The organism is Micropruina sp., assembly GCF_047606665.1.
Taxonomy (GTDB): domain Bacteria; phylum Actinomycetota; class Actinomycetes; order Propionibacteriales; family Propionibacteriaceae; genus Micropruina.
This window is the reverse complement of record NZ_JASGEF010000063.1, coordinates 1-23,785: the sequence shown is the minus strand read 5'-3', so window position 1 is coordinate 23,785 and position 23,785 is coordinate 1. Positions and strand designations below refer to the sequence as shown.

The 23,785-nt window shown below is 70.2% G+C and carries 21 protein-coding genes; 17 read left to right on the top strand and 4 right to left on the bottom strand.

All coding sequences use genetic code 11. The features are described 5' to 3' along the window. The first annotated feature begins 58 nt into the window (after nucleotides 1-58). Together QM619_RS14775 and QM619_RS14770 are read left to right on the top strand one after the other, a co-directional pair. The gene (locus tag QM619_RS14775) at nucleotides 59-2,590 is read left to right on the top strand and encodes a CHAT domain-containing protein (RefSeq protein ID WP_415110301.1); all 2,532 of its coding nucleotides are present in this window, start codon (nucleotides 59-61) and stop codon (nucleotides 2,588-2,590) included. A 23-nt stretch (nucleotides 2,591-2,613) separates the two neighbouring features. Continuing rightward, complete coding sequence (locus QM619_RS14770; protein WP_415110299.1) at nucleotides 2,614-3,867, top strand: hypothetical protein; 1,254 nt, start codon at nucleotides 2,614-2,616, stop codon at nucleotides 3,865-3,867. Here the strand turns inward: QM619_RS14770 and QM619_RS14765 are convergent. Next, the gene (locus tag QM619_RS14765; RefSeq protein ID WP_415110296.1) at nucleotides 3,848-4,561 is read right to left on the bottom strand and encodes an NlpC/P60 family protein; all 714 of its coding nucleotides are present in this window, start codon (nucleotides 4,559-4,561) and stop codon (nucleotides 3,848-3,850) included. The two genes, QM619_RS14770 and QM619_RS14765, sit on opposite strands and share 20 nt — an antisense overlap. Before the next feature lie 188 nt (nucleotides 4,562-4,749). On the opposite strand from QM619_RS14765, the gene dxr reads away from it, so the two are divergent. The 7 genes from dxr (at nucleotide 4,750) to QM619_RS14730 (ending at nucleotide 13,107) form a co-directional block, all read left to right on the top strand. Next, complete coding sequence (dxr, locus tag QM619_RS14760) at nucleotides 4,750-5,904, top strand: 1-deoxy-D-xylulose-5-phosphate reductoisomerase (protein WP_415110293.1); 1,155 nt, start codon at nucleotides 4,750-4,752, stop codon at nucleotides 5,902-5,904. Next, nucleotides 5,901-7,184 (top strand): M50 family metallopeptidase, encoded by a 1,284-nt coding sequence (locus QM619_RS14755; protein ID WP_415110290.1) that lies wholly within the window; start codon nucleotides 5,901-5,903, stop codon nucleotides 7,182-7,184. The genes dxr and QM619_RS14755 overlap by 4 nt, the downstream gene beginning before the upstream one ends. A gap of 24 nt (nucleotides 7,185-7,208) precedes the next feature. Then, nucleotides 7,209-8,426, top strand: a complete 1,218-nt coding sequence (locus QM619_RS14750; RefSeq protein WP_415110287.1) for a pyridoxal phosphate-dependent aminotransferase — start codon at nucleotides 7,209-7,211, stop codon at nucleotides 8,424-8,426. Nucleotides 8,427-8,477: 51 nt separating this feature from the next. After that, a complete protein-coding gene (gene ispG / locus QM619_RS14745; RefSeq protein ID WP_415110284.1) occupies nucleotides 8,478-9,629 on the top strand; it encodes a flavodoxin-dependent (E)-4-hydroxy-3-methylbut-2-enyl-diphosphate synthase in 1,152 nt (383 codons plus the stop codon). 16 nt (nucleotides 9,630-9,645) lie between these two features. Further along, nucleotides 9,646-10,497, top strand: coding sequence for a GNAT family N-acetyltransferase (locus tag QM619_RS14740; RefSeq protein WP_415110281.1), 852 nt, complete (start codon nucleotides 9,646-9,648; stop codon nucleotides 10,495-10,497). A gap of 78 nt (nucleotides 10,498-10,575) precedes the next feature. Further along, a complete protein-coding gene (locus tag QM619_RS14735) occupies nucleotides 10,576-11,625 on the top strand; it encodes a Gfo/Idh/MocA family protein (RefSeq protein WP_415110278.1) in 1,050 nt (349 codons plus the stop codon). A 450-nt stretch (nucleotides 11,626-12,075) separates the two neighbouring features. Then, nucleotides 12,076-13,107: a hypothetical protein gene (locus tag QM619_RS14730; protein WP_415110275.1), complete on the top strand. Its 1,032-nt coding sequence runs from the start codon at nucleotides 12,076-12,078 to the stop codon at nucleotides 13,105-13,107. Here QM619_RS14730 and QM619_RS14725 read toward each other — a convergent pair whose 3' ends face one another. Further along, nucleotides 13,108-14,976: a cation:proton antiporter gene (locus QM619_RS14725; RefSeq protein ID WP_415110272.1), complete on the bottom strand. Its 1,869-nt coding sequence runs from the start codon at nucleotides 14,974-14,976 to the stop codon at nucleotides 13,108-13,110. It abuts the gene before it with no gap. A gap of 65 nt (nucleotides 14,977-15,041) precedes the next feature. On the opposite strand from QM619_RS14725, the gene QM619_RS14720 reads away from it, so the two are divergent. Further along, nucleotides 15,042-16,799, top strand: a complete 1,758-nt coding sequence (locus QM619_RS14720) for a proline--tRNA ligase (RefSeq protein WP_415110269.1) — start codon at nucleotides 15,042-15,044, stop codon at nucleotides 16,797-16,799. Between the two features lie 2 nt (nucleotides 16,800-16,801). Further along, nucleotides 16,802-17,596 carry a sulfite exporter TauE/SafE family protein gene (locus tag QM619_RS14715; protein WP_415110266.1) on the top strand — a complete coding sequence of 265 codons (795 nt, stop codon included), beginning with the start codon at nucleotides 16,802-16,804 and terminating at the stop codon, nucleotides 17,594-17,596. A gap of 517 nt (nucleotides 17,597-18,113) precedes the next feature. On the opposite strand, the gene QM619_RS14710 is transcribed toward QM619_RS14715, so the two are convergent. After that, a complete protein-coding gene (locus QM619_RS14710) occupies nucleotides 18,114-19,055 on the bottom strand; it encodes a hypothetical protein (protein WP_415110263.1) in 942 nt (313 codons plus the stop codon). A gap of 79 nt (nucleotides 19,056-19,134) precedes the next feature. Between QM619_RS14710 and rimP the strand changes: the two genes are divergently transcribed. Both rimP and nusA read left to right on the top strand, forming a co-directional pair. Beyond that, entirely contained in the window at nucleotides 19,135-19,611 is a 477-nt protein-coding gene (gene rimP / locus QM619_RS14705; RefSeq protein WP_415110260.1) for a ribosome maturation factor RimP, read from the top strand. Between the two features lies 1 nt (nucleotide 19,612). Next, nucleotides 19,613-20,581, top strand: a complete 969-nt coding sequence (gene nusA / locus QM619_RS14700) for a transcription termination factor NusA (RefSeq protein ID WP_415110257.1) — start codon at nucleotides 19,613-19,615, stop codon at nucleotides 20,579-20,581. Between the two features lie 136 nt (nucleotides 20,582-20,717). Here nusA and QM619_RS14695 read toward each other — a convergent pair whose 3' ends face one another. After that, nucleotides 20,718-21,284 (bottom strand): hypothetical protein, encoded by a 567-nt coding sequence (locus QM619_RS14695; protein WP_415110254.1) that lies wholly within the window; start codon nucleotides 21,282-21,284, stop codon nucleotides 20,718-20,720. Nucleotides 21,285-21,484: 200 nt separating this feature from the next. On the opposite strand from QM619_RS14695, the gene QM619_RS14690 reads away from it, so the two are divergent. The 4 genes from QM619_RS14690 to QM619_RS14675 all read left to right on the top strand — a co-directional run. Continuing rightward, nucleotides 21,485-22,087, top strand: coding sequence for a hypothetical protein (locus tag QM619_RS14690; RefSeq protein WP_415110251.1), 603 nt, complete (start codon nucleotides 21,485-21,487; stop codon nucleotides 22,085-22,087). Between the two features lie 255 nt (nucleotides 22,088-22,342). Then, nucleotides 22,343-22,891 carry a YcxB family protein gene (locus tag QM619_RS14685; protein ID WP_415110248.1) on the top strand — a complete coding sequence of 183 codons (549 nt, stop codon included), beginning with the start codon at nucleotides 22,343-22,345 and terminating at the stop codon, nucleotides 22,889-22,891. 189 nt (nucleotides 22,892-23,080) lie between these two features. Continuing rightward, the gene (locus QM619_RS14680) at nucleotides 23,081-23,332 is read left to right on the top strand and encodes a YlxR family protein (protein WP_415110245.1); all 252 of its coding nucleotides are present in this window, start codon (nucleotides 23,081-23,083) and stop codon (nucleotides 23,330-23,332) included. A 158-nt stretch (nucleotides 23,333-23,490) separates the two neighbouring features. Next, nucleotides 23,491-23,785 (top strand): translation initiation factor IF-2 N-terminal domain-containing protein (locus tag QM619_RS14675; RefSeq protein WP_415110242.1); only part of this gene is annotated, 295 nt, incomplete at its 3' end.

Sequence of the window (23,785 nt, the reverse complement as noted above, 5' to 3'; positions counted from 1 at the left end):
TCCGACCGGAGGATGCCGATCTCTGGCGCTTGATGCATGCGACTATGAAAATGTTCCCGTGACTGCTGCCCGAACGGTGGCCGAGAAGGCGGTGCGCGCGGTTGACCAGAAGGGGGCGGCCGCGGTTCCGCAGGCGCGCCGAACGGTCGCGCGACTGGCGACCGCTGACCCGGCCGCGCAATCGATCGCGCACCGCGCACTGGGCCACGGTTTGATCTCGGGGGGCTCCCTCGATGAAGCGGTCGGGGTGTTGCAGACTTCCGTCCGATTGGCGCAGCGCTCCGGGGAGCGCGTGCTGGTCGGCGAGGCCAGGCTGAAGCTCGCTCACTGTCTGCTCATCTCGGGCAAGGTGAGGCGGGCGCTGAACACGGTCGATGCAGCCCTCGATGACCTGGCTGCCGCTCCGGTGCCTCGCGCGCGGGCTTGGGGGACCAGGGCGCTGATCCAGCGGGAGCTGGGCGACTTCGATGCTGCGCTGGCCGACTTCGACGCCGCCATCTCTGGGCTTCGCGAACTCGGGGACGCTCTCGGCCTGCAGCGAGCACTGATCAACCGGGCCATCACCAGAATCGACACCCTCGATACCGGCAGAGCATTCGTGGATCTTCTCGAAGCGGACGCCATCGCTGCCGCCGGACACCCGGCTGCCGCCGGCACGATCGCCGCCAATCTCGGATATGCCGCCAGCGTCGCCGGTGACGTGCCCGAGGCCCTCATCCAGTACCGACGCGCGTTGCGGTTGTTGCGGCAGGAGGGCTCCCAGCTCGGCAGCGTGCTGGCAGACCGCGGGAGCCTGTTGATCGGTGTCGGTCTCGCCGACGAGGCGTTCGCCGATCTGGCCCAGGCGTTGGAGCAGTCCATCAGCGAGGGCCGCACACTGCGCATGTCGGAACTGCGGTTGCTGTTGGCGAGCGCTGCCGATCAATTGGACGATCCGGCGACCGCATACGTCGAGGCGGCCAGAGCGCTTCGCGGATTCCGGGCGGAACAACGTCCGGTGTGGGCGGCGTCGGCACGGCTGGCCATGGCTGGGTCCGCTTTGCGAATAGGTCGGACGCCGCGCTGGCGCAGCGTTGCCGGATTGGCTGAGACCTTGGTCGCCGCCGGGTGGGTGGCACAGGCGATCGAGGCGTGGCTGCTGGTGGCGTCCTTGGCGCCTGCACCGCACCGTACTGAGGCGCTCGGGGCAGCCGCAGCCCATCGGAGCAAGGGGCCGGCTTTGGTTCGGGCCCGCGGTTGGTATGCGCAGGCCTTGCTGGACGCCGATCGTCCGGATCGGGCGCGCCGCGCCGTCCGCCGGGGCCTGGCCATTCTGGACGACCACCTGATCGGTGTCGGTGCCGACGAACTGCGCGCCGGGATGGCCCGGCATCGGTTGGAGCTGGCCGGGCTCGGCGTCGACCTGGCGTTGTCCCGCGGACGTCCGGCTGAGGTCTTCGACGCGGTCGAGCGGGCCCGCGCCACCGTCCTGGTCCGGGACGCCGTCCGTCCGCCCACCGACCCGGAACTCGCCGAGTTGCTGCGCCGCTACCGGGCCGCCGGCGGACAGCGGGAACGGACCACGCTCGCCGCCCGGATCAGGGACCGCAGCCGCACCGCGCGCGGTGCCGGCGAACTGGTGCGTCCGGTGCGGATGTCCGAGGTGGACGCCGGTCTGGGCGACGCCGCGCTGATCACCTGGTTCGCCCGCGACCAACGCCTGCACGCCCTGACCCGGGTCGCCGGCCGGACCCGGCTGCATCACCTGGGCGCCGAGCAGCCGCTCCGGTCGGCCGTCGACCGGCTGAGCTTCGCCATGCATCGCCTCGCCGCCGAGGGCGTCGACCACGGCCGGTTCGGCCACTCGCTGCATCGACTGTTGGACGCCGCAGCCGCCGGCGTCCAGGCCGCCTTGATCACCCCGCTGCCCGAACTCGGCGGACGCGAACTGGTGCTGATCCCGCCGGCCTTCCTGCACCAGGTGCCCTGGCATGAACTGCCCGCGCTGACCGGACGCCCGCTGATCGTCGCCTCGTCGGTGCGACAGTGGCGCCGCGCGGACACCGCCGCGGCGGCGTCCGGACGGGTGCTGGTGGCCGCAGGCCCCGGACTTCCCGGAGCCCGCCGTGAAGCCGAGGCGGTCGCCGCCGGCTACCGGGTCACCCCGCTGCTCGACCCGGACGCCGGCGTTCAGCGGGTGCTCGACGCACTCGCCGACGCCGACCTGGCACACCTCGCTGCCCACGGCTGGCTGCGTCCCGACAACCCTCAGTTCTCCGAGCTGACCATGTCGGACGGACCGCTGGTGGTGCACCACCTCGACACCATCGCCCGGCTCCCGTCCACCCTGATCTTGGCCAGTTGCGACAGCGGACGCCCGGTGTCGCGTCCCGGCGAGGCGCTGCTCGGCTTCGCCGCTGCCTGCCTGATCCGCGGCACCCGGACGCTGATCGCGCCGGTCACCCCGGTGCCGGACGGCGGCACCGAAACTGCGATGACCCGGCTGCACGCCGGCCTGGCGGCTGGGAAGAAGCCGGCAGTGGCATTGGCCGATGCTCAGGCGGACCAGCCGTCCGGGCATCGCGCTTTCGTCTGTTTAGGCGCATCGTAAGGGGAGTAGGGAGGGGACCGGATATGGACGCGCAACTCGTGCCCGCGGCGCTGGCCGCGGAGACCACGCTGTCGCCCGAGGCGGCGGCGCTCACCGTGGCGCTGTTGGAGACCCGGCTGCGGGCGTTCGCCGAGGATGCCGCCGGGGTGCAGGCCGTCATCGTCCAACTGGACGACGCACTGGGCCCGCTGGCCGCCCCGCTCGGCGGCGACCTGGCCAGCCTCGGTGCGCTGACCTTGCCGGTGCAGGCCGCCTGGAAGGGCGCCACCGCCCTGGTCAGCAAGGTGCTCACCGATTCGACCGGGGCGTCGTCTGAGGCTTGGCTAGGCCTGTTGTCCAACGGACGGGCCGCCTTCGACCACTACCTGGACACCCTGCGGGCCGTCGCCGGGACCGGCACGGACGCCGCCGACGAAGCCCTCACGCTGATTCTGGCGGCCAAATCGGCCACCGTGGCCTGGGGCGTGGCGATGCGTCCGGTGGCCGACTTCGCCCGCCTCCTCGACACCGCACTGCGGGAACTCACCAAACGCTCGGCCGGCACTGCCGAACCTGCCGGCACCCAGCCCGCCGCCGGCTGGCGCGGGCAACTGCAACGGGCCCAGCACGCGGTCGGCGAAGCCGTCGACCATACCGCCGACCGGATGCACCTGTCCCGTGCCGAAATGCTGGCGTTCGTGCTCGGACCGTTGCAGGACGCCCGCGGCCGGGCGGCCGCGCTGCCCGCCGAGCTGGGCCGGCTGCACGGCGAGGTCGAGCGGCTGAACGACCTGCTCGAACTGATCGAGGCACAGCTCCGGATCCGGCTGGGCCAATGGTCGCCGGCGGAACAGGAGGTCACCGCCCTGGTGTTCGCGGTCTCGGTCCGGGTGCCCCGGTTGGTCCGCGACCTGTCCGACACCCGCGCCGAACTGGACGCCGTCACCGGCTATCTGGAAGGCCTGGAACGGCTGGTCGGCGAGGGCGCGGTGCGCGAGCCGGCAGCCGAGGTGCTGCGTGCCGAATACACCGCCGCGCAGCAGGCGGTCCGCGACCGGCTGACCGCCCTCGAGCAGCGCGCCGAGATCTGGCGGCAGCACGGCCATCGACTGCTCCAGGCCGGGATGGGCTGGGTCGACCACGAGATTGAGGTCGCCAATCTGCGGCTCGGGCTGGGTCAGTGGACGCGAGCCGAGGCAGACCTCCGGCTGCGGCAGCTGCAACGGCGCGGGGTGGCGATCGGCCACGCAGGCGAACTGGTGGCCGATCTGACCCCGGTCAACCCAGCTTCTGGTTGAGGAATCGCTGCAGATGCCGGGTGGTGTCGGCGTCCCAGACACCGCTCGGCTCGGCACCCACCGTCCGTTGCAGGGCGCCTGCGGTGATGGGTCCGACCTCGCCGTCCACCGTCACCCCCAGGGTGCGCTGCAGCGCCTTGCGGGCCCGCACCGACCAGATTCCGTCCGGGCTCGACTTCGTCCACAGCTGGGTGGCCCGGATCGTCTTCGGGCCGAACTCGCCGTCGACCTCCAGCGGCCGGAACGGCACCGCCTTGGGCATCGTCCCGCCGGTCAGCTGGAGTTTCGGATACCGCCGGACGCCGGCGAAGTGGTTCCGCCGACGCCAGTAGCTGAGCGTGCTGCGGACGACCCCCGCGACATGCCCTCGGGCCTCGACCACCTCGAAGTCGCCGTGGGCGAGCTTGGCGGTGATCACTGCCACATGACCGATGCCGTTGGGTCGTGCCGGGTTGTTCCGCAGGAACACCAGATCGCCGGTCCGCGGCGTCCCGGTCACCTTGACGGTGGCGTCGAACTGGGCCGCCGCGAGGTCGGTGATCGGCGCACCCGCCTGGTGGAACAACCACTCGACGAGTTCCGAGCAGTCGAATTTCGCCGGGTCGGGGTCGCTCGCCTTGGCTTCGGCCCCGAACACGTAGGGCTTGCCGACCTGCTTGCGGGCCAGTTCGATGAATGTCGCTGCACTGGTCATGACTGGTCCTCCGCATCCTCGTCGTCGATGTCCGGGAACGCCTCGTTGGCGTCCTCGGGCTCCGGATCGCGGCCGGTCAGGCCCGCGTCCTCCATCAGTTGTGCAGTCATGGCTGCCTCCCTTCTGCCCGATCTGATGGCGCACCGGGCCGAATGATGCAGACGAGAATGCCCCTGTAGCCTGACCGGGTGCGTGACGTCGTCCTGCTGGGCAGCACCGGCTCGATCGGAACCCAGACCCTGGAGGTGATCGCCGGCCACCCCGACCGCTTCCGCGTCGTCGGACTGTCCGCCGGCGGCGGCAATCTCGACCTGCTGGCCGCTCAGGCGAACGCCTGGCGTCCGGACGTGGTCGCCGTCCCCACCCCGGCCGCCGCCGCAGCCCTCGACGGACGACTCCCGCCGACCACCGCGGTCTGGGCCGGCCCGGACGCCTCGCAGCGGCTCGCCGCGCTGCCCTGCGACGTGGTGGTCAACGCGATCACCGGTGCCGCCGGGCTGGAGCCGACGCTGGCCGCGCTGGCTGCCGGCAACACCCTCGCCCTGGCCAACAAGGAGTCGCTGGTGATCGGCGGCGCACTGGTCACCGCGGCGGCCGCGCCGGGCCAGATCGTCGCCGTCGACTCCGAGCATTCCGCCTTCGCGCAGGCGCTCCGAGCCGGACGCGGCGACGAGGTCCGCCGGCTGATCCTGACCGCGTCCGGCGGACCGTTCCGGGGCCGGACGCGGGCCGAACTGACCGCGGTCACCCCCGAGCAGGCGCTGGCCCACCCGACCTGGACCATGGGCCGGATCATCACCATCAACTCGGCCACCCTGATGAACAAGGGCCTCGAACTGCTCGAGGCCGGCCTGCTCTACGGCATCGACCTGGACTCGATCGAGGTCGTCGTGCACCCCACCTCCGACGTGCACTCGATGGTCGAGTTCTGCGACGGCTCCACCATCGCGCAATGCTCGCCGCCCGACATGAAGCTGCCGATCGCGCTGGCCCTGAACTGGCCCGACCGGCTGCCCGGCGCCGCCCGCGCCTTCGACTGGAGCCGCGGCATCGACTGGCACTTCGAACCGCTCGACGACCAGGCTTTCCCCGCCGTCCACCTGGCCCGGCGCTGCGGTCGGGCCGGCGGCACCGCACCGGCGGTCTACAACGCCGCCAACGAGGTCTGCGTAGACGCCTTCTGCGCCGGCACGATCGGCTTCCTCGACATCGTCGACACGGTCAGCGCGGTGGTCGACGAGCACCTGGCGACGCTGTCCAATGGGCCGTTGAGCGTCGAGCGGGTGCTGGCCGCGGATGCCTGGGGCCGGGCCCGCGCCGCCGCGCTGATCGGGAACGCATGAACACCTTGATCACCATCGTCTTCGCGCTGCTCTTCTTCGGCTGCATCCTGGTCTCGATCGCCCTGCACGAGATCGGCCACATGGTGCCGGCCAAGGCGTTCGGCATCCGGGTGCCGAAGTACTTCGTCGGCTTCGGCCCGACGCTGTGGTCGACCACCCGCGGCGAGACCGAATACGGCATCAAATGGCTTCCGCTCGGCGGCTACGTCCGGCTGATGGGCATGTATCCGCCGGCCACCACGGGACGCCGGAACAACCGGCTGACCCGGCTCGCCGACACCGCCCGGTCCTACGAATGGGCCGAGATCACCCCCGACGACATCGCCGACAACCGGCTCTTCTACCAGAAGAAGACCTGGCAGAAGCTGATCGTGATGGCCGGCGGGCCGGCGATGAACGTGCTGATCGCGTTCGTGCTGCTCTGGTCGATCCTCGGCCTGCACGGCAGCTGGCAGCCGCAGCCGGTGGTGGCCGAGATCGAGTCGTGCATCGTCCGGGAAGACCAGCCCACCGCCCAATGCCTGGTGCCCGACACGCCCGCGGCCAAATCGGGTATCCGGGCCGGCGACACGGTGGTCGAGTTCAACGGGGTGGCGATCACCAGCTACCCGCAGCTGCAGGGCCTGATCCGGGCCAACCTGGACGCCGAGGCCCGGCTGGTGGTCGAGCGCGACGGCGTCCGGACGCCGCTGACACCGGTCCACACGGTCGTCACCGGCGTCCCCGACCTGGTCGATCCGAGCAAGCGGATCCCGGCCGGCTGGTTCGGCATCACGCCCGTCTCGGCGCTGGTCAAGGGCGGTCCGCTGGAGGTCGTCCAGCAGATGTGGGGGATGACCCAGCAGGGGCTGGTCGCGATCGGCCAGTTCCCGGTCAAGGTCTACACCGTGGTGGCCGACCTGGTGCAAGGCAAGCCGCGGGACATCTACGGCCCGCTGAGCATCGTGGGGGCCAGCCGGGCGGCCGGCGAGGTGGTCGCCAGCGACAGTATCGACGTCACCGACAAGCTGGTGCTGTTCGGCTCGCTACTGGCCGCGGTCAACCTGTTCCTGGCACTGTTCAACTTCGTCCCGCTGCCTCCGCTGGACGGCGGACACATCGCCGGCGCGCTGTGGGAGGCGCTGCGCCGCGCCGGCGCCCGGCTGTTCGGCCGGAGGGACCCCGGGCCGTTCGACACCGCATTGCTGCTGCCGGTCGCCTACGTGGTGGGCGCCTTCCTGCTGCTCAGCGGCGCGGTGCTGATCGTCGCCGACATCGTCAGCCCGATGCAGCTGTTCTGAGGCCGGGCTGCAAGACTGAGAACCATGCGTCGCATCGTCCAATCCAAGAAGCTGCAGCACGTCCGCTATGACGTGAGAGGTCCGATCCTGGTCGAGGCTCAGCGGCTGGAGGCCGAGGGGCACAAGATCCTCAAGTTGAACATCGGCAACACGGCACCCTTCGGTTTCGAGGCGCCGGAGGCGATCCTCGCCGACATCGCCCATCATCTGCCGAAGTCGCAGGGCTATTCGGATTCGCGCGGCATCTACTCGGCACGCACTGCGGTGGCGCAGTACTACCAGTCCAAGGGGCTGCTGCACACCACCGTCGACGACGTCTTCATCGGCAACGGCGTCTCCGAGCTGATCATGATGGTGCTGCAGACCTTCATCGACGACGGCAACGAGATCCTCGTCCCGGCCCCCGACTACCCGCTGTGGACGGGGGCGGTCACCCTGTGCGGCGGCGTCCCGGTGCACTACCGCGCCGACGAGAGCAACGGCTGGAACCCCGACCTGGCCGAGATCGAGTCGCTGATCACCGAACGCACTCACGCCCTGGTGATCATCAACCCGAACAATCCGACCGGCGCGGTGTACAGCAAGGAGACGGTGCGCGGCATGATCGACATCGCCCGCCGCCACGACCTGGTGGTGATGGCCGACGAGATCTACGAGAAGATCATCTTCGACGACGCCGTCCACCACCACGCGGCCTCCTTCGCCGGCGACGACGTGCTGTGCCTCACCTTCTCAGGACTCTCCAAGGCCTACCGGGTCTGCGGCTACCGGGCCGGCTGGGTGATGATCTCGGGCCCGAAGCACCTGGCCACCGACTTCCTCGAGGGCCTGACCCTGCTGGCGAACATGCGGATGTGCTCCAACGTGCCGGCCCAACACGCCATCCAGACCGCGCTCGGCGGCTACCAGTCGATAAACGAGCTGATCGTCCCCGGCGGCCGCTTCTACGATCAGTCGAAGCTGGCCGCTCGGCTGCTCAACGAGATCCCGGGCGTCAGCTGCGTGGAGCCGATGGGCGCGCTGTACTGCTTCCCGCGCCTCGACCCGGAGGTCTACCCGATCGCCGACGACGAGGCGTTCGTGGTCGAGTTGCTGCGCGCGAAGAAGATCCTGGTCACCCACGGCACCGGGTTCAACTGGCCCTCACCCGACCACTTCCGGCTGGTCACCCTGCCGGACGCCGAGGTGCTGACCGAGGCGGTCGGCCGAATCGCCGACTTCCTGGCCGGCTGGCGCGAGTAGGCTGTCTGGCGGCGGCCGTCGGGCCGTCGTGTGCCGTCGAACGAGGAGTCCATGACCGTCAACCTGGGCATGCCCGCCACGCCGCCCCCCGTCCTGGCCCCGCGCCGGCCCACCCGGCAGATCAAGGTCGGCAAGGTGCTGGTCGGAGGCGACGCACCGGTCTCGGTGCAGTCGATGACCACCACCAAGACCACCGACATCAACGGCACCCTGCAGCAGATCGCCGAACTGACCGCCACCGGATGCGACATCGTCCGGGTGGCCGTGCCCAGCCAGGACGACGCCGACGTGCTGTTCATCATCGCCAAGAAGAGCCAGATCCCGGTCATCGCCGACATCCACTTCCAGCCGAAGTACGTGTTCGCCGCGATCGACGCCGGCTGCGCCGCCGTCCGGGTGAACCCGGGCAACATCCGCCAGTTCGACGATCAGGTGAAGCAGATCGCGCAGGCGGCGTCCGATGCCGGGGTCTCCATCCGGATCGGCGTCAACGCCGGATCGCTGGACAAGCGGCTGCTGGCCAAGTACGGCGCGCCGACGCCGGAGGCGCTGGTCGAGTCGGCGCTGTGGGAGGCGTCCCTGTTCGAAGAGCACGGCTTCCGCGACTTCAAGATCTCGGTCAAGCACCACGACCCGGTGGTGATGGTGCGCGCCTACGAGATGCTCTCCGAGGCCTGCGACTACCCGCTGCACCTCGGCGTCACCGAGGCCGGGCCGTCCTTCCAGGGCACCATCAAATCCGCGGTCGCCTTCGGCGCGCTGCTCAGCAAGGGCATCGGCGACACCATCCGGGTGTCGCTGTCGGCACCGCCGGCCAAAGAGGTCAAGGTCGGCATCAAGATCCTGGAGTCGCTGAACCTGCGGCCCCGACAGCTGGAGATCGTCTCCTGCCCGTCCTGCGGACGCGCCCAGGTGGACGTCTACACCCTGGCCGAAGAGGTCACCAAAGGTCTCGAAGGTCTGCAGGTGCCGCTCCGGGTGGCCGTGATGGGCTGTGTCGTGAACGGTCCCGGCGAGGCCCGCGAGGCCGACCTCGGGGTGGCGTCCGGCAACGGCAAGGGCCAGATCTTCGTCAAGGGCAAGGTGATCAAGACCGTCCCCGAGGACCAGATCGTCGAGACGCTGATCGCCGAGGCTAGCCGGATCGCCGAGGAGACCCCGGAAGGCGCGTCCGAGGGTGCGCCGATGGTCTCCGTCAGCTGAACCGGGAACTCCGGGAATGAGGCGCGCGCGGGTTCTGGGCACCCGTGACGACGCCCTGGTCCGGAATCTGCTCGCCGCCGACCCGGTCGGCAATCTCTTCGTCGCCTCCCGTGTGGACGCCGGGGTGCTGTGGCGCGGATCGCCCGCCACCCTGTACGGCTGGCCCGGCGATCACCCGCGGCACCTGCTGCACGCCGGCTCGAATCTGGTGCCGGTGTTCGCGCCCTGCGAACCCGGCGAACGGGATGCCGCGATCGCCGCCTTCGCCGACGCGGTCGGTCCGCACCGCTGGTGCCAGTCGATCGTGGGCCACAGCGAGGGGGCGCTCGCCCTGCACCGGGCGTTCGCCGTCCGCAGCCGCAGCTATGCCGGGCAGCGGGAGATCCGGCCGCGACAACCGCTGATGGTCGCGAGCGAGGTCCCCGCCGACCTTCCGGACGCCCCCGTCCGGCGGATCACGATGGCCGAGTTCGCCTCGTACCAGTCGGCCGCGATCGCCATGTACATCGAAGAGGTGGGCATGGACCCGACGGTCGGCGGCGGACGCGCCGGCTATCGGGCGCACTGCCAGGCCGCGGTCGAGAGCGGACGCGCCTGGGGCGTCGTCGACGACACCGGCCACGTGGTGTTCAAGGCCGACGTCGGCATCAGCTGCGGCCGGATCGCCCAGGTCCAAGGCGTCTGGCTCGACCCCCGGCTGCGCGGACGCGGCCTGGCGGCACCGGCGATGGCGTCCGCCACCCGGCAGATCCTCGAAGAGCACGACCTCGTCTCGCTGTACGTGAACGACTTCAACACCCGTGCGGTGCGCACCTACCTGCGCACCGGCTTCGCCATCGTCGGCCAGCTCGCCACTGTCTTGTACTGAAGGGGACGGTTCTCCGACGTTCGACCCGCCGGCATCGTTCTGGAAGACTCGACGCAGCCGATCGAAGGGGACGTGCCGATGACGGATCGCATTCGTTGGGGGTTGTTGGGGGCCGGCGGGATCGCCGGGACCTTCGCGGAGAACCTGCGTACCGAGGGACTGCACGTCCAGTCCGTCGCGGCACGGGACGGCGCCAAGGCACAGGCCTTCGCCGATCGGTTCGGCATACCGAGCGCGCACGCCGGCTACCGGGCGCTGGTCGACGACCCGGAGGTGGACGCGGTCTACGTCAACACCACCCACAACTTCCACGCCGAGCATGCCCTGCTGGCGATCGCGGCCGGCAAACCGGTGCTGGTCGAGAAGGCGTTCACCGTCACCGCCGCACAGGCTCGGCAGGTCGCGGACGCCGCCCGCGCCGCCGGCGTCTTCGCGATGGAGGCGATGTGGACGCGGTTCCTGCCGTCCACCGACTTCGTCCGGGCGCGGATCGCGGACGGCTCGCTGGGGGAGGTGCGCGCTGTGATCACCGACCACAGCCAGAAGCTGAACCCCGACCCCAAGGGACGCCTGCACAACCCCGAACTGGCCGGCGGCGCCCTGCTCGACTTGGGCGTCTACAACGTCTCGTTCGCGCTCGACTTGCTCGGCGCGCCGTCCGCGGTGATCGGGCGCGGCACGCTCACCGCGACCGGGGTGGACGCCGAGGTCTCGATGATTCTCAGCCACACCGGCACCGCCCGCTCCGAGGGCCACGCCACGATGGTCAGCGCGGGCCCCTCCCGCGGTCTGGTGATCGGCACAGACGGCTACCTGGAGATCGACGGCCCCTTCTACAACTGGACGACGGTGCGCCGCTACACCGGACGCCACGAGCTCGCCGAGACCTTCGAACCGCACCGCACCTCGCGCGGCATGCACTTCCAGGCGCTCGAGGTGGAGCGCTGCCTGCGCGAGGGCCTGACCGAGAGCCCCCGGCTCACCCTCGACGACAGCATCGCCGTCATGGGGGTGCTGGACGAGTTGCGCCGTCAGGTCGGCTGTCGGCTGCCAGAGGACGCCAGGGAGAGCGCGGCGACCGCCGACACCCGGCCGTCCACAGCATCGGAGCGCCCTGCCCGATGGTGAGGTGTCCGGCGCGACACCGTCCAGCCGCCGACGGCGCAGGTGGCCAGCAGCGTCAGTGAGGCGAGGCCGAAGACCAGGTAGTAGCGAGCCAGCCACCGTGCCGACCGGCGGCTCTTGACGGCCAGTTCGTCGATCTGGGCGAGGGTGAGCTGGAGAATAGAGAACAGTGTCGCGACGCCGCGACTCGTGGCCCTCGAAAACCCTACACTCACCCACACAGCGGGAAGGACAACGCAGGTGAGTCAGAACGGACCTTTTCCGGGCGGGGGCACCCCGGATCCTCAACAGCCGCCCATGCCGCAGCAGAATTACGGACCTCCGGGCGGATATCCCTCCGCCGGGACGCCGGCCGGCTGGGGCCAGCAGCCGCCGCCCGGATGGCAACAACAGCCCGGCGGTTGGACCCCGCAGCAACCCCCGCAGCAGCCGCCACCCGGCTATGGACCGCCGATGGCGGGACCGCCACCGCAGCAGTGGGGCGCGCCGCCAGCCCCGAACCGGCCCGGTCGGTCGAACCGGATGGCGCTCGGCATCATCGGTGCCGTCGTCGCGTTGGCGCTGATCGCCGGCGTGATCTGGATGGTGCGGAACAACAACAACCTTGCCGGCCCGCAGCCGACCTCCTCCACTGGGACTCAGCCAGTTCCTACCCGTGCGTCGGACGCCGTGGCCACCTACTTGCGGGCGCTGAGCGCCGGGGACGCCGCCGCCGCGCTCAACATGTCGGCGACCCCGCCGACCGACAGCACCTTCCTGACCAACGCGGTGCTGGCCAAGACCACCGCCGGCAAGATCGCCAACATCTCGGTTCCCGAGGTCGCCGATCAGAACGCCAGCACCGTCTCGGCTAGCTACACCCTGGACGGCACGCCGATCTCCACCACGTTCCCGGTGTTCTGGTCGGGCGGCCGGTTCTGGCTGCTCAACACCACCGCGTCCGTGGACATCTCCGATCTGTGGGAGCCGTGGGCCCCGGTCAGCCTGGCCGGGGTGGCGACGAAGAACTCCGACCTCACCCTGTTCCCCGGGGTGTATTCGGTGGCGTCGGCCAACAAGAACTTCTCCTACGGGTCGACCAAGATCGTCGTCGGCGACCTGACCGAGCAGAAGGCCGCAACCAGCAAGATCTCGATCAGCGCGGCGGGCAAGAAGGCCGTCCTGGCCGCGGCCAAGGAGAAGTACTCCTGGTGCCTGAATCAGAAGGCCCTGATCCCGTCCGGGTGCGGGTTCTATGTCTCGGTGCCGCGCGGCACAAAGGTGCGCAAGGACACGATCCGCTGGACCACGCGCAGCGGCGGAAAGGTCGGGTCGGCCAAGCTGAAGCTGATCAGCAACGGCTCCATCGAGGGTACGATGCCCGCGACGGTGCACTTCTACGGCCGAGACGCCAAACGCTCCGGATGGTATTGGTACAAGGACGTCAAGCTCAAAGGGTTCGACGCCAAGCTGTCCGGGTCGAAGATCACGGTCTCCTTCTACTGATCATTCGGCGGGGCCCTTGTCGTGCAACTGGTCGAGGTAGCACCACCGCCAGTGCTCGCCGGGCTCGATCGAGCGCATCACCGGGTGACCGGTCTGCCGGAAGTGCATTGCGGCATGCTGTCCGGGCGAGGATTCGCAGCAGGCGATGTGCCCACAGCTCAGGCACATCCGCAGTTCGACCGGGTCCTGGTCGGCGGCGACGCAGTCCAGGCAGTCGCCGTGCGCCTCGAAGTCGACCTCGGCGGGAGCCTCGTCTAGGTGGACGCACGGCGCCGCGCCGGTCACCCTCGGCGGCGCCGCCCGCACCTCGCGCTCCCTGTGCTCGCGAGAGAGCAGGCTGGCCTCTTCGACGTCCAGCTCAGCGAGCAGGGCGCTGAGCACCTCGTGATCGGCGAAGCCGCGGTCGCGGATCTCCAGCAGCTTGGTCCGTTCGGCGGTCAGCCCGACCAGCCGGAGCCGGCGGTAGGCCATTGCCCGGCTCTCCGCGGACGGGTCGTCACGGGCCAGGCCCAGCCGTTCCCATTGCAGATCGACCCGGCGCTTGGCGGACTCCTTCAACCCGGCCAGCAGCTCGGCGTCCTGCTGGCCGGCGGCGGCCTTCATCGCCGCCATGCCGGCGATCACCGACCGCTGGGTGACCATCGCCTCCTGCAGGGCGTCCTCGCGCGGATCGGGGCCATGGACGCCGAGCCGGCGGGCCAGCAGCGGCAGGGTGAGGCCGTGGATCAGCAAGGTGCCGGCGACGGTGACCAGCGCGATCAGCAGCAGCACCGGCCGCAACGGGGTGTCGGCCGGCAGGGTCAGGGCGGCGGCGAGCGTGACGACGCCGCGCATGCCGGCCCACGACACGATCAGCGCCTCCTGCCACGACAAGGTGCGATGGGCCCGGTCCAGGAACGGACGGACCGCCATCACGTAGACGATCCGCGACCCGATCGCCACCGCCAGCACGGCCAGGGACACCCCGGCGATGGTCACGTTCGACACCGGGTAGGACGCGGCCGAGTCCAGGATCTGGTGGGTGTGCAGCCCGATCAGCAGGAACACGGTGTGTTCCAGCACGTATTGGATGGTCGACCAGTTCATCCAGGTGGACAGCCGGGCCGGCGCCGAGCGGACGATGGGGGTGACATGCCCGATCATCAACCCGGCGACCACCACCGCCAGCACACCGGACGCGTGGAAGCTCTCGGCCAGCGCGTAGGCGGCGAACGGGATCAGGAAGGTCAAGGTGGTGCTGGTCACGGCGTCGGTGAGGACGCCGAACAGCCAGATCGAGATCTTCGCGACCACGAAGCCGGCCAGCGGTCCGACGATCACCGCGAGCGCCAGATCGGTGCCGACGTCCATCAGGGTCACCGACGCCCCGAGTGCGGCCACCGCGGTGCGCAGGCCGACCAGGGCGGTGGCGTCGTTGAGCAGCGATTCGCCCTCCAGGATGGTGACCACCCGGCGGGGTAGCCCGGCCTGCCGGGCCACCGCGACGGCCGCGACGGCGTCCGGCGGAGCGACGATGGCGCCGACCGCGAAGGCCGCCGCGAACGGCACCGGCAGCAGACCGGTGATCACCATGGCAACCCCCAGCGCGCAGAACAGCACGAAGCCGATCGACAGGTAGCCGATGGCGGCCAGATTGGTGCGGAAGTCGACCAGCGAGGTGTTCACCGCGGCCGCGTACAGCAGCGGCGGCAGGAAGCCGAACAGCGCCATCTCGGCGGTCAGCTCGGGCAGCGGGAACCAGGGTTCGTAGGACGCCACCGCGCCGATCACCAGCAGCAGCAACGGTGCCGGCACCGGCACCCGGCGGCACACCCAGGTCGCCGCCAGCACGGTGCTGACGCAGCCCACCACCAAAAGCAGGATCTCCATTGGGCTCCTCCAGCCGTTCGATGCTCGCGGATATCTCATCACGTCGAGACCGTTAGGCTGAGTCCGTGATCACCCGCCTGTCCCAGTTGTTCGTCCGCACGCTGCGCGATGACCCGGCCGACGCCGAGGTCGCCAGCCATCGGTGGCTGGTTCGCGCCGGCTACATCCGGCGCGCCGCGCCGGGCATCTACAGCTGGCTGCCGCTGGGCCTGAAGGTGCTGGCCAAGGTCGAGGCGATCGTCCGTGAAGAGATGGACGCCATCGGCGCGCAGGAGGTGCGCTTCCCGGCGCTGCTGCCGCGGGAGCCCTATGAGGCGACCAATCGGTGGACCGAGTACGGCCCCAACATCTTCCGGGTCAAGGACCGCAAGGGCGGCGACTATCTGCTCGGGCCGACCCACGAAGAGATGTTCACCCTGCTGGTGAAAGATCTGTACAGCTCGTACAAAGACCTGCCGCTCAGCCTGTACCAGATTCAGACCAAGTACCGCGACGAGGCCCGGCCCCGTGCCGGCATTCTGCGCGGTCGCGAGTTCGTGATGAAGGACTCCTATTCCTTCGACGTCGATGAGGCCGGCCTGGAGGCGTCCTACCAGGCGCATCGCCGGGCCTACATCGCGATCATGAACCGGCTCGGCCTGGAGTTCGTGATCGTCAAGGCAACCTCGGGCGCGATGGGCGGGTCGGCGTCGGAGGAGTTCCTGGCGATCGCCGAATCCGGCGAGGACACCTTCGTCCGTTCGCCCGGCGGTTACGCCGCCAACGTCGAGGCGGTGCAGCGTCCGCTGGCCGACGAACAGGACTCCACCGGCGTCCCGGCCGCCCACGTCGAGGACACTCCGGACAGCCCCACCATCGAGTCGCTGGTGAAGTTGAGCAACGCCCGCTTCCCCCGGTCGGACCGGCCCTGGCAGGCGTCCGACACGTTGAAGAACGTGCTGTTCATGCTGCGCAACCCGGACGGCACCCGGGCGCCGCTGGCGATCGGCCTGCCCGGCGACCGTGAGGTCGACATGAAGCGGCTCGAGGCGGCGGTGGAGCCGGCCGAGGTCGAGCCGTTCGGCGAGGCTGATTTCGAGGCCTATCCGGGTCTGGTCAAGGGCTACATCGGTCCGGGTGCGCTGGGCGCCGCGAGCGCCGACAAGGTGCGATACCTGACCGACCCGGCGGTGGTGCCCGGCACCCGGTGGATCACCGGCGCCAACCAGGCCGGTCGCCACGTCTACGACCTGGTCTGTGGGCGCGACTTCGGCTCGGACGGCGTCCTGGACGTCGCCGAGATCCGTGAGGGCGACCCAGCTCCCGACGGCTCGGGGCCGCTCAGCCTGGCTCGCGGCATCGAGATGGGCCACATCTTCCAGCTCGGCCGCAAGTACGCCGAGGCGCTGGGCCTGAAGGTGCTCAACTCCAACGGCAAGCTGGTCACCGTCACCATGGGCTCCTACGGCGTCGGGGTCTCCCGCGCGGTGGCCGCGGTCGCCGAGTCGCACTGCGATGAGCGCGGGCTGTCCTGGCCCCGGACGCTGGCGCCGTTCGACGTCCAGATCGTCCCGGCCGGCAAGGACGCCGCGATGATCGACTACGCCGAACGGCTCGCCCTGGAGCTGTCAGCCGCCGGCATCGAGGTGCTGCTCGACGACCGCAAGGCCAGCCCCGGAGTGAAGTTCACCGACGCCGAGATGCTGGGCATGCCGACCACGGTGGTGATCGGACGCGGCCTGGCGTCCGGGCTGATCGAGGTGCGCGACCGGGCCAGCGGCGAACGGACCGAACTGACCGCCGAGGGTGCCGCCGAGGAACTGATCGCGCTGCTGCGCTCCTGATGGTGTCGGGGCTCGAGCTCCCGCTGCTCACCCTGGCGTTGCTGGTGGCGGCGTCCTTCGTCGCCGGCTGGGTGGACGCCGTGGTCGGTGGCGGGGGACTGATCCAGTTGCCGGCGCTGCTGATCGGGCTGCCGTCCGAGGTTCCGGTGGCGACCATCGCCGGCACCAACAAGCTGCCCTCGTTCTTGGGGACGGCGACCGCCAGCGCCACCTACCTGCGCTCGATCCGGGTGAACTGGTCGCTGGCCTGGCCGCTGCTGGCGATGGCTGCGGTCGGTTCGGCGGTCGGCGCCCAACTGACCCATTTCCTGCCCCGGCAACACTTCACCCCCTTGGTGCTGCTGGCTGTGGTCAGCGTCGGCTGGTACACCTGGCGGCGTCCGCACCTGGGGCTGCACGGCCACGTCAAGCACACCGGGAACGACGCCCGGCTGCGGATGGCGGCGATCGGCCTGGTGGTCGGTGCCTGGGACGGCTTCATCGGACCGGGAACCGGCACCTTCTTCGTTATCGCACTGGTGTCGATCATCGGCCACGACTTCCTGGCCTCCAGCGCCCTGGCGAAACTGGCCAACCTGACCACCAACGCCGCCGCGATCGTCGCGTTCGCGCTGACCGGCAACATCCTGTGGGGCCTCGGCCTGCTGATGGGCGCCGCCAACCTGACCGGCGGCTTCCTCGGCGCCCGGACGGCGCTGAAGCAAGGCAACACCTTCGTCCGCAAGGTCTTCCTGCTGGTCGTCACCGCCCTGGCCGTCAAGCTCGCCTGGGACACCTGGTTCAGCTACCTCGGCTAGCCCGTGGTACGCGGGGACCGTCCCTCCGTACCACGCAGTTGGTCCCTCCGTACCACGCAGTTGGTCCCTCCGTACCACGCAGTTGCTGGTCGTCACCGCGCTCGCCGTCAAGCTCGCCTGGGATACCTGGTGCAGCTACATACCCTGGTTGAACCGATTTCTGGTGGTTATGGCGACGGTAGCGGTGTCCAGTTTGGGCTCGAACCACTTTCTGGTGGGTAACGCATACCCCGTGGGGGTACGCATACCCACCAAAAATCGGTTCGACCTCGAATCGCGGTTCGGCACGGCGCCGATAACCACCAGAATCCGGTTTGGGCGATGCCAAGCGCCTCGGGTCCAGCACTATCCTCGGCGCCAGAAGCTCTGGCGAAGGAGGCTGGCGATGGCAAAGGTTACTGTCCGTGTGACGCCCGCCCAGAAGAGCGCCGCAAGGGCCCTGGTCGACCGCAGCGTCAAGACCGGACGGGTCGTGTCACCCGCGGTGACCAAGATCGCCAACGCCAAGCCTGCGCGGTCAGCCCGGCCAACCGGGCCAGCGGAGCACGGTGCCGCCGAAGCTGGTCAGGGCGGTGTTGCTGGCGATCAGTGCATCCACACCGAGCCGGCGTTCGGCTGCGGACGACGTCCCGGCTAGCCAGGCGCCGAGCAGCGGGAGCGCCATCGTCTCGGTGTGGGCGGCCAGTTGCCGGGCGGCGGATCGGTTCCGGGCCGGCCGGATGTCGTATGCCACCGGGGGAGTGCCCGCATCGATCTTTGGCGACGCGGTGAGGATCGCGGCCCGCAGCGTCCGCCACTGCCCGAGCCGGACGCGCAACGCGGCGGTGTCCGCCGTGCCCAGCCCGGTCGCGGCCAGCGCCATCTCGTAGCTGTAGGCGGCCTGCGCCGCCAGCTGCAGCGCACGGTCGGCGCCCGTCCCGGTCAGATCCGGGGTGAGGTCGGTTCCGTCGTCGCCGAGCGCGCCCGAGCCGGACGGCAGGACGGCGGTCATGGTCGCGCTGAACGCCGCCAGGGACGCCCACAGCAGCGCGGCGGGTCCGGACGCCGAACGCGCCGAGTCGCGATGGCTGCTCTGGAGCGCCGACAGCTCGCTGGTGAGCGCCGACTGGGTCCCGGAGGCCGTCCGTTGCGTGGGCGACGGCGTGCTCGACGGCACCGCGGTGGCCTGCTGCCGGCGGGCCGGATCGCCCGAAGTAACGACTTGCAGATGCTCGGCGGTGGCCTTCCGGAACCACTCCAACGTGGTCACCCGGCGTCCGGTCAGCTTCCAGGCCGAGGCGTTCGCCAACAGATGCCCGGCCAGGGCGTCCGTCCGCGCGATCCGGCCAGCCACATCGTCCGGAACGGTCACCGGCAACGGGCTCGGCGCCGTCCACGGCAGCCACTGGACGTTCTCGCCGATGGTGCAGCCGGCCAACGCCGCCACCCCACCGAGCAGCAGCAGCCGGCGTCCGATCACGGCTCCGACCGTACCGGGTAAACTCCCGACCAGCCGCACCGGCCGACAACTGCAACGAAAAACCGGATCGAGGAGAACCATGGACCCAGCAACCGTCTCCACGCTGGTGACGCCCGTGGTCAGCGCCTGTGGTCTGGAGGTCGACCGCGTCGAAGTCGTCCCGGCCGGCAATCGTCGCATGGTGCGGATCTTCCTCGACGGCGAAGGCCCGAAAGGCCGCGGCCCCTCCCTCGACGACATCGCGGACGCCACCCGTGAGATCTCCCGCGTCCTCGACGACGCGCCCGCCATGGGCAGCCGGCCCTGGACGCTGGAAGTTTCCTCGCGCGGCGTGACCCGGCCGCTCACCGAGGCCAAGCACTACCGCCGCAACACCGGCCGGCTGATCGCAGCCACCACCGCCGAGGGCCCGCTCACCGGCCGGATCGTCGGCGTGACGGGCGCCGAGGTGACCCTTGACGTTGGCGGGACACCGCGCACCGTGCCCTTGGACTCCCTCACCCGTGCCGTGGTCCAGGTGGAACTCAACCGCAGCATCGACGACGAAGGACAGTGACATGGACATTGACATGGAGGCCCTGCGGGCTCTGGAACGCGACCGCGAGATTCCGATGAACGTGCTCGTGGGCGCCCTCGAGGACGCCATGCTGAACGCTTACGAGAAGACCGACGGCGCCGTCCCCGGCTCGCGGGTCGAACTCGACCGCAAGACCGGGCACGTCACTGTGTTCGCGCCAGAACTGGACGAGGACGGCGAGAAGATCGGCGAATACGACGACACCCCGGCCGGTTTCGGACGGGTCGCCGCGACCACCGCGCGGCAGGTCATCTACCAGCGAATCCGGCAGGCCGAGGACGACCAGAAGTACGGCCACTTCTCCGCCGTCGAGGGCGACATCGTGGTCGGCGTGGTGCAGCAGGACCGCGATTCGCGCACCGTCCGGGTCGACCTGGGCAGCATCGAGGCGATCATGCCGCTGGCCGAGCAGGTGCCCGGCGAGGACTACTCGCACGGCAAGCGGCTGCGGGTCTACGTGGTTTCGGTGCGGCGCGAGCTGCGCGGCCCCCAGGTGGTGGTCTCCCGGACCCATCCGAACCTGGTCCAGAAGCTGTTCCGGCTTGAGGTGCCTGAGATCGAGCAGGGCGTCGTCGAGATCAAGGCGATCGCTCGCGAGGCCGGCCACCGCAGCAAGATCGCGGTGCTCTCGCACAACCCGGACGTCTCGGCGAAGGGCGCCTGCATCGGCCCGATGGGGCAGCGGGTGCGGGCGGTGATGCACGAACTCAACGAGGAGAAGATCGACATCATCGACTACTCCGCCGACCCCACCGTCTTCGTCAAAGAGGCGCTGTCGCCGGCCAAGGTCTCCCAGGTGATCGTCACCGACGCCACCGCACGGGCCGCTCGGGCCATCGTCCCCGACTACCAGCTGTCGCTGGCGATCGGACGCGAGGGTCAGAACGCCCGGCTGGCGGCGCGACTGACCGGCTGGCGGATCGACATCCGTCCCGACACACAGGCATAGCAGACCGCTGGTCGGTCGAGACCCGGCGAACGCCGCTGTCGTCCAGGTTGCACGCCCCGTCCGTCCCGTGGCCCACGGCCCCGTCATCCCGGCGAATGCCGGGATCACGGCCTCGCGACGGTGCCGGGCGACTGACTCAGGCGCTGGCGCTGGCGCTGGGCTGCGGGGCGGTCCCGCCGTCGTCCGGACGGTTCGCCTGCTGCTCCGAGCGGATCTCAGCCAGCGCCGCGGTGACCTTGGCCTCGTCCACGCCCAGTTTCTCGGCCAGCGCCTTGGCGATCGCGGCATCCCGGTCCTCACCGCCACCACCACCCGGCTGGGCGCCCTGGCTCGGCCGGGCCCCGGCACTGGGCTGGGCGCCGGCACTGGGCGGGGTGCCCTGATCCGTGCCGCCGTCCGGACGGCTCGCCTGCATTACCTCTTGCAGCGCCTCTGTCACCGCGTCCTCCTCCAGACCGAGCTTCTCAGCAAGCGCCGCGGCCAGGTTGCCCATGCCACGGGTGCCGTCCTGGCCACCGGGTCCCTGCCCGCCGCGGCCCTGGCCGCCCGGTCCGCCGCCCTCCACGGTGCCTTCCGCACTCTCGCCGGCCTGCACCTGGGCCTGGCCCGACGTGCCCGCCACGGCGTAGCCGACGCCGAGCACCGCGCCCACGCCGATCACCGCCGCGCCGACAGCCAGGCCGGTCTTCTGCTTGACGTTCATCTGTCTCCCTTGGTTGGTGGGGTTACTGGTGACTCCAGTGAGCCGGACGCTGCTGGCAGACCAGTAGGCGGACGCTGTGTCCCGGCTGAGAGCGACGTCCGTCCGCCCCCAACGGCAGCGCGGTGGCACGGTGGCACGCGGGGACAGACCCCTCGGTCCACATCCCGTTGCGGCCCGAGATGCCCAGCTAACCTGTCCGGGTGCCGTCCGACCACAGCCGACCCCGCCGTCCCGCCCTCCGAGCTCCCGCGCTGCTGGAGTTGATGGGGGAAGGCTCCGATCCGATCGCCCAGTTGCATGCCGCGCACGAGACCGCGGCGGTGCTGCTGCACACCGGACGCGCGGCGCAGGACCCGTCGGTGACCGAGCGGCTGGTCGACCTGGTCGGTGAGATCGGGCTGTCCACCCTGGCCGACCTGTGGGCGACCCGACCGGCCCGGACGTTGCCGGGCGCGCTGTGGCGGCTGTACTTCCTGCGCGAGTGGATGCGCACCGACTCGGACGGGGTGGCGCGCTGCTACGCGGCCGGCGTCCGGTTCACCGAGCCGAACCACGTGGTGGCCGGCATCGAGCCGCCCCGGCCCGAGGACGTCCGGCGGGTCGCCGATGACCTGATGCGCGGCGTCTTCACCGGCGACTTCGCGGTGGCCCTGGAACGGGCGGCCGCGTTCTGCCATGTCACCTCCGCCGGTTCCGCCGAACTGCAGGGCATCGAGCCGCTGGCGCGGGCCGCGAAGCTGCAAGAGATGGCCGCCGACCTGACCGCCGCCGCTCGGCTCTGGCGGACGGGTGAACTGCGCTGATCAGCGACCGAAGCCGGACGACATCGCCTGCGCTGACACACGTCGCCTGCGTTCCTGCACAGGCGATGTGCGTTACCGCAGGCGATCTCACCGGTGGCCCGGACCCGATTTGGTCTGTGGGCGCGGACGCCTATGATGGTCGCTCGGTGTCGGGCTGAGGTAGCCCCGGGCTCCAACACTTGCCGCTGCGAGCGGCCACGCGCCGAGAGGCGCTCCCAGCCCGACACCAACCTGATCAGATCAGAGGGGGAGCGGATGCGCCGGCTCCAGTACGAACTGACCGACGACGACTACATCGCCTTCCACCTGCAGGTGTACCGCAGCGCGCCGACCTTCGTCGCCTACGTCGCCAAGCAGCGCCGGATGATGACCATCGTGCTCGTGGTGCTGCTGCTGGCGCTCGGGCTGCTGCTGACCCTGATCGACCAGGAATCGGCCGGTAGCCCGACCGACGGGTTCCTGTTCGCCCTGCCGGTCGCCGTCGTGGCCGGTCTCATCTCCTGGTTCGGCTGGCCGTGGTTCCATCGCGTCGCGCTCGAATCGCAACTCCGCAATCTGGCCGGCCGGGGCGCCCTCGGCCGTACCGGGCCGGTTGTCCTCAGCTGGGACGACTTCCGGGTCTATCAAGAGTTCCCTGGCACCGGCGGCTACGCCGACTGGGCACGCATCCGGCGCATCGACGAGGGACCAGAGCACCTGTTCCTGACTCTCGAAGAGACCGAGGCGCTGATCGTCCCCAAGCGGATCGGGCCGGCGGCGGCCGAGTTCGCGCACCTGGCTCGGACACGGGTGCCGGGCAGATAGAAGCCCGGCCACCCACGGGGTGGCCGGGTCACGGGAGAGGAATCTATCGATTGCGGTGAGGTCAGCGGCGTCCTCCCTTCCGTTTCGTCGTGTCGTCCATGGCCACTACTCAACCGGTCGTGCCCTGGTCTGCACTGGACGCCCGCTGTGCCTCTGCTGTGAGTGCCGATCCGTCGTAGCCTGGACGCCATGACGGCACCCCAGCGAATGTGCGCAGGTTGCCGGGCGCGGGCCGACAAGGACGCCCTGCTGCGGCTGGTCTGGGACGGCGGCACCTCGGTGCTGCTCGACGAGCGCCAGAGGCTGCCGGGACGTGGGGTCTATCTGCATCCGGCCTGTGCCCCCCGTGCGCTGAAGACCCGGGCGATCGGGCGCGGGCTGCGCCGCAGCCTCGACTACGCCGCGATCGGCACGCTGCTCGCCTCCCGCTCGGTTGGGTGATTTGCAGGCGTCGGCGATACACTCGCAGCTGCGCCTCCGCCGACTCCCGGCGGATCCCAACCAGAAAGTGGGCTAACGCTCATGACCACTCGATGAGTACCTCGAAATGAGCAACAACAACTAACTGGTCCGCGCGCCCGCGGACCTGAAGGAGAGTAGTGGCCAAGGTCCGCGTCTACGAGCTCGCCAAAGAGCTCGGACTCGAAAGCAAAGATCTTCTCAAGAAGTTGAACGACATGGGCGAGTTCGTCCGCTCCGCGTCGTCCACCATCGAGCCGCCGGTCGTCCGGCGGCTCAACGAACGCATGTCCGCAGAGAAGGCGGGCAGTGCTCCCGCCGCGAAGGCGCCGGCCGCCAAGCCCGGCGCTCCTTCGCCGCGTCCGGCCGCGCCGGCCCGGCCGGCGGCCGCGGCGGAGGAGCGCCGGGCATGGCGGCCGGCGCCGTCGCGGCGGG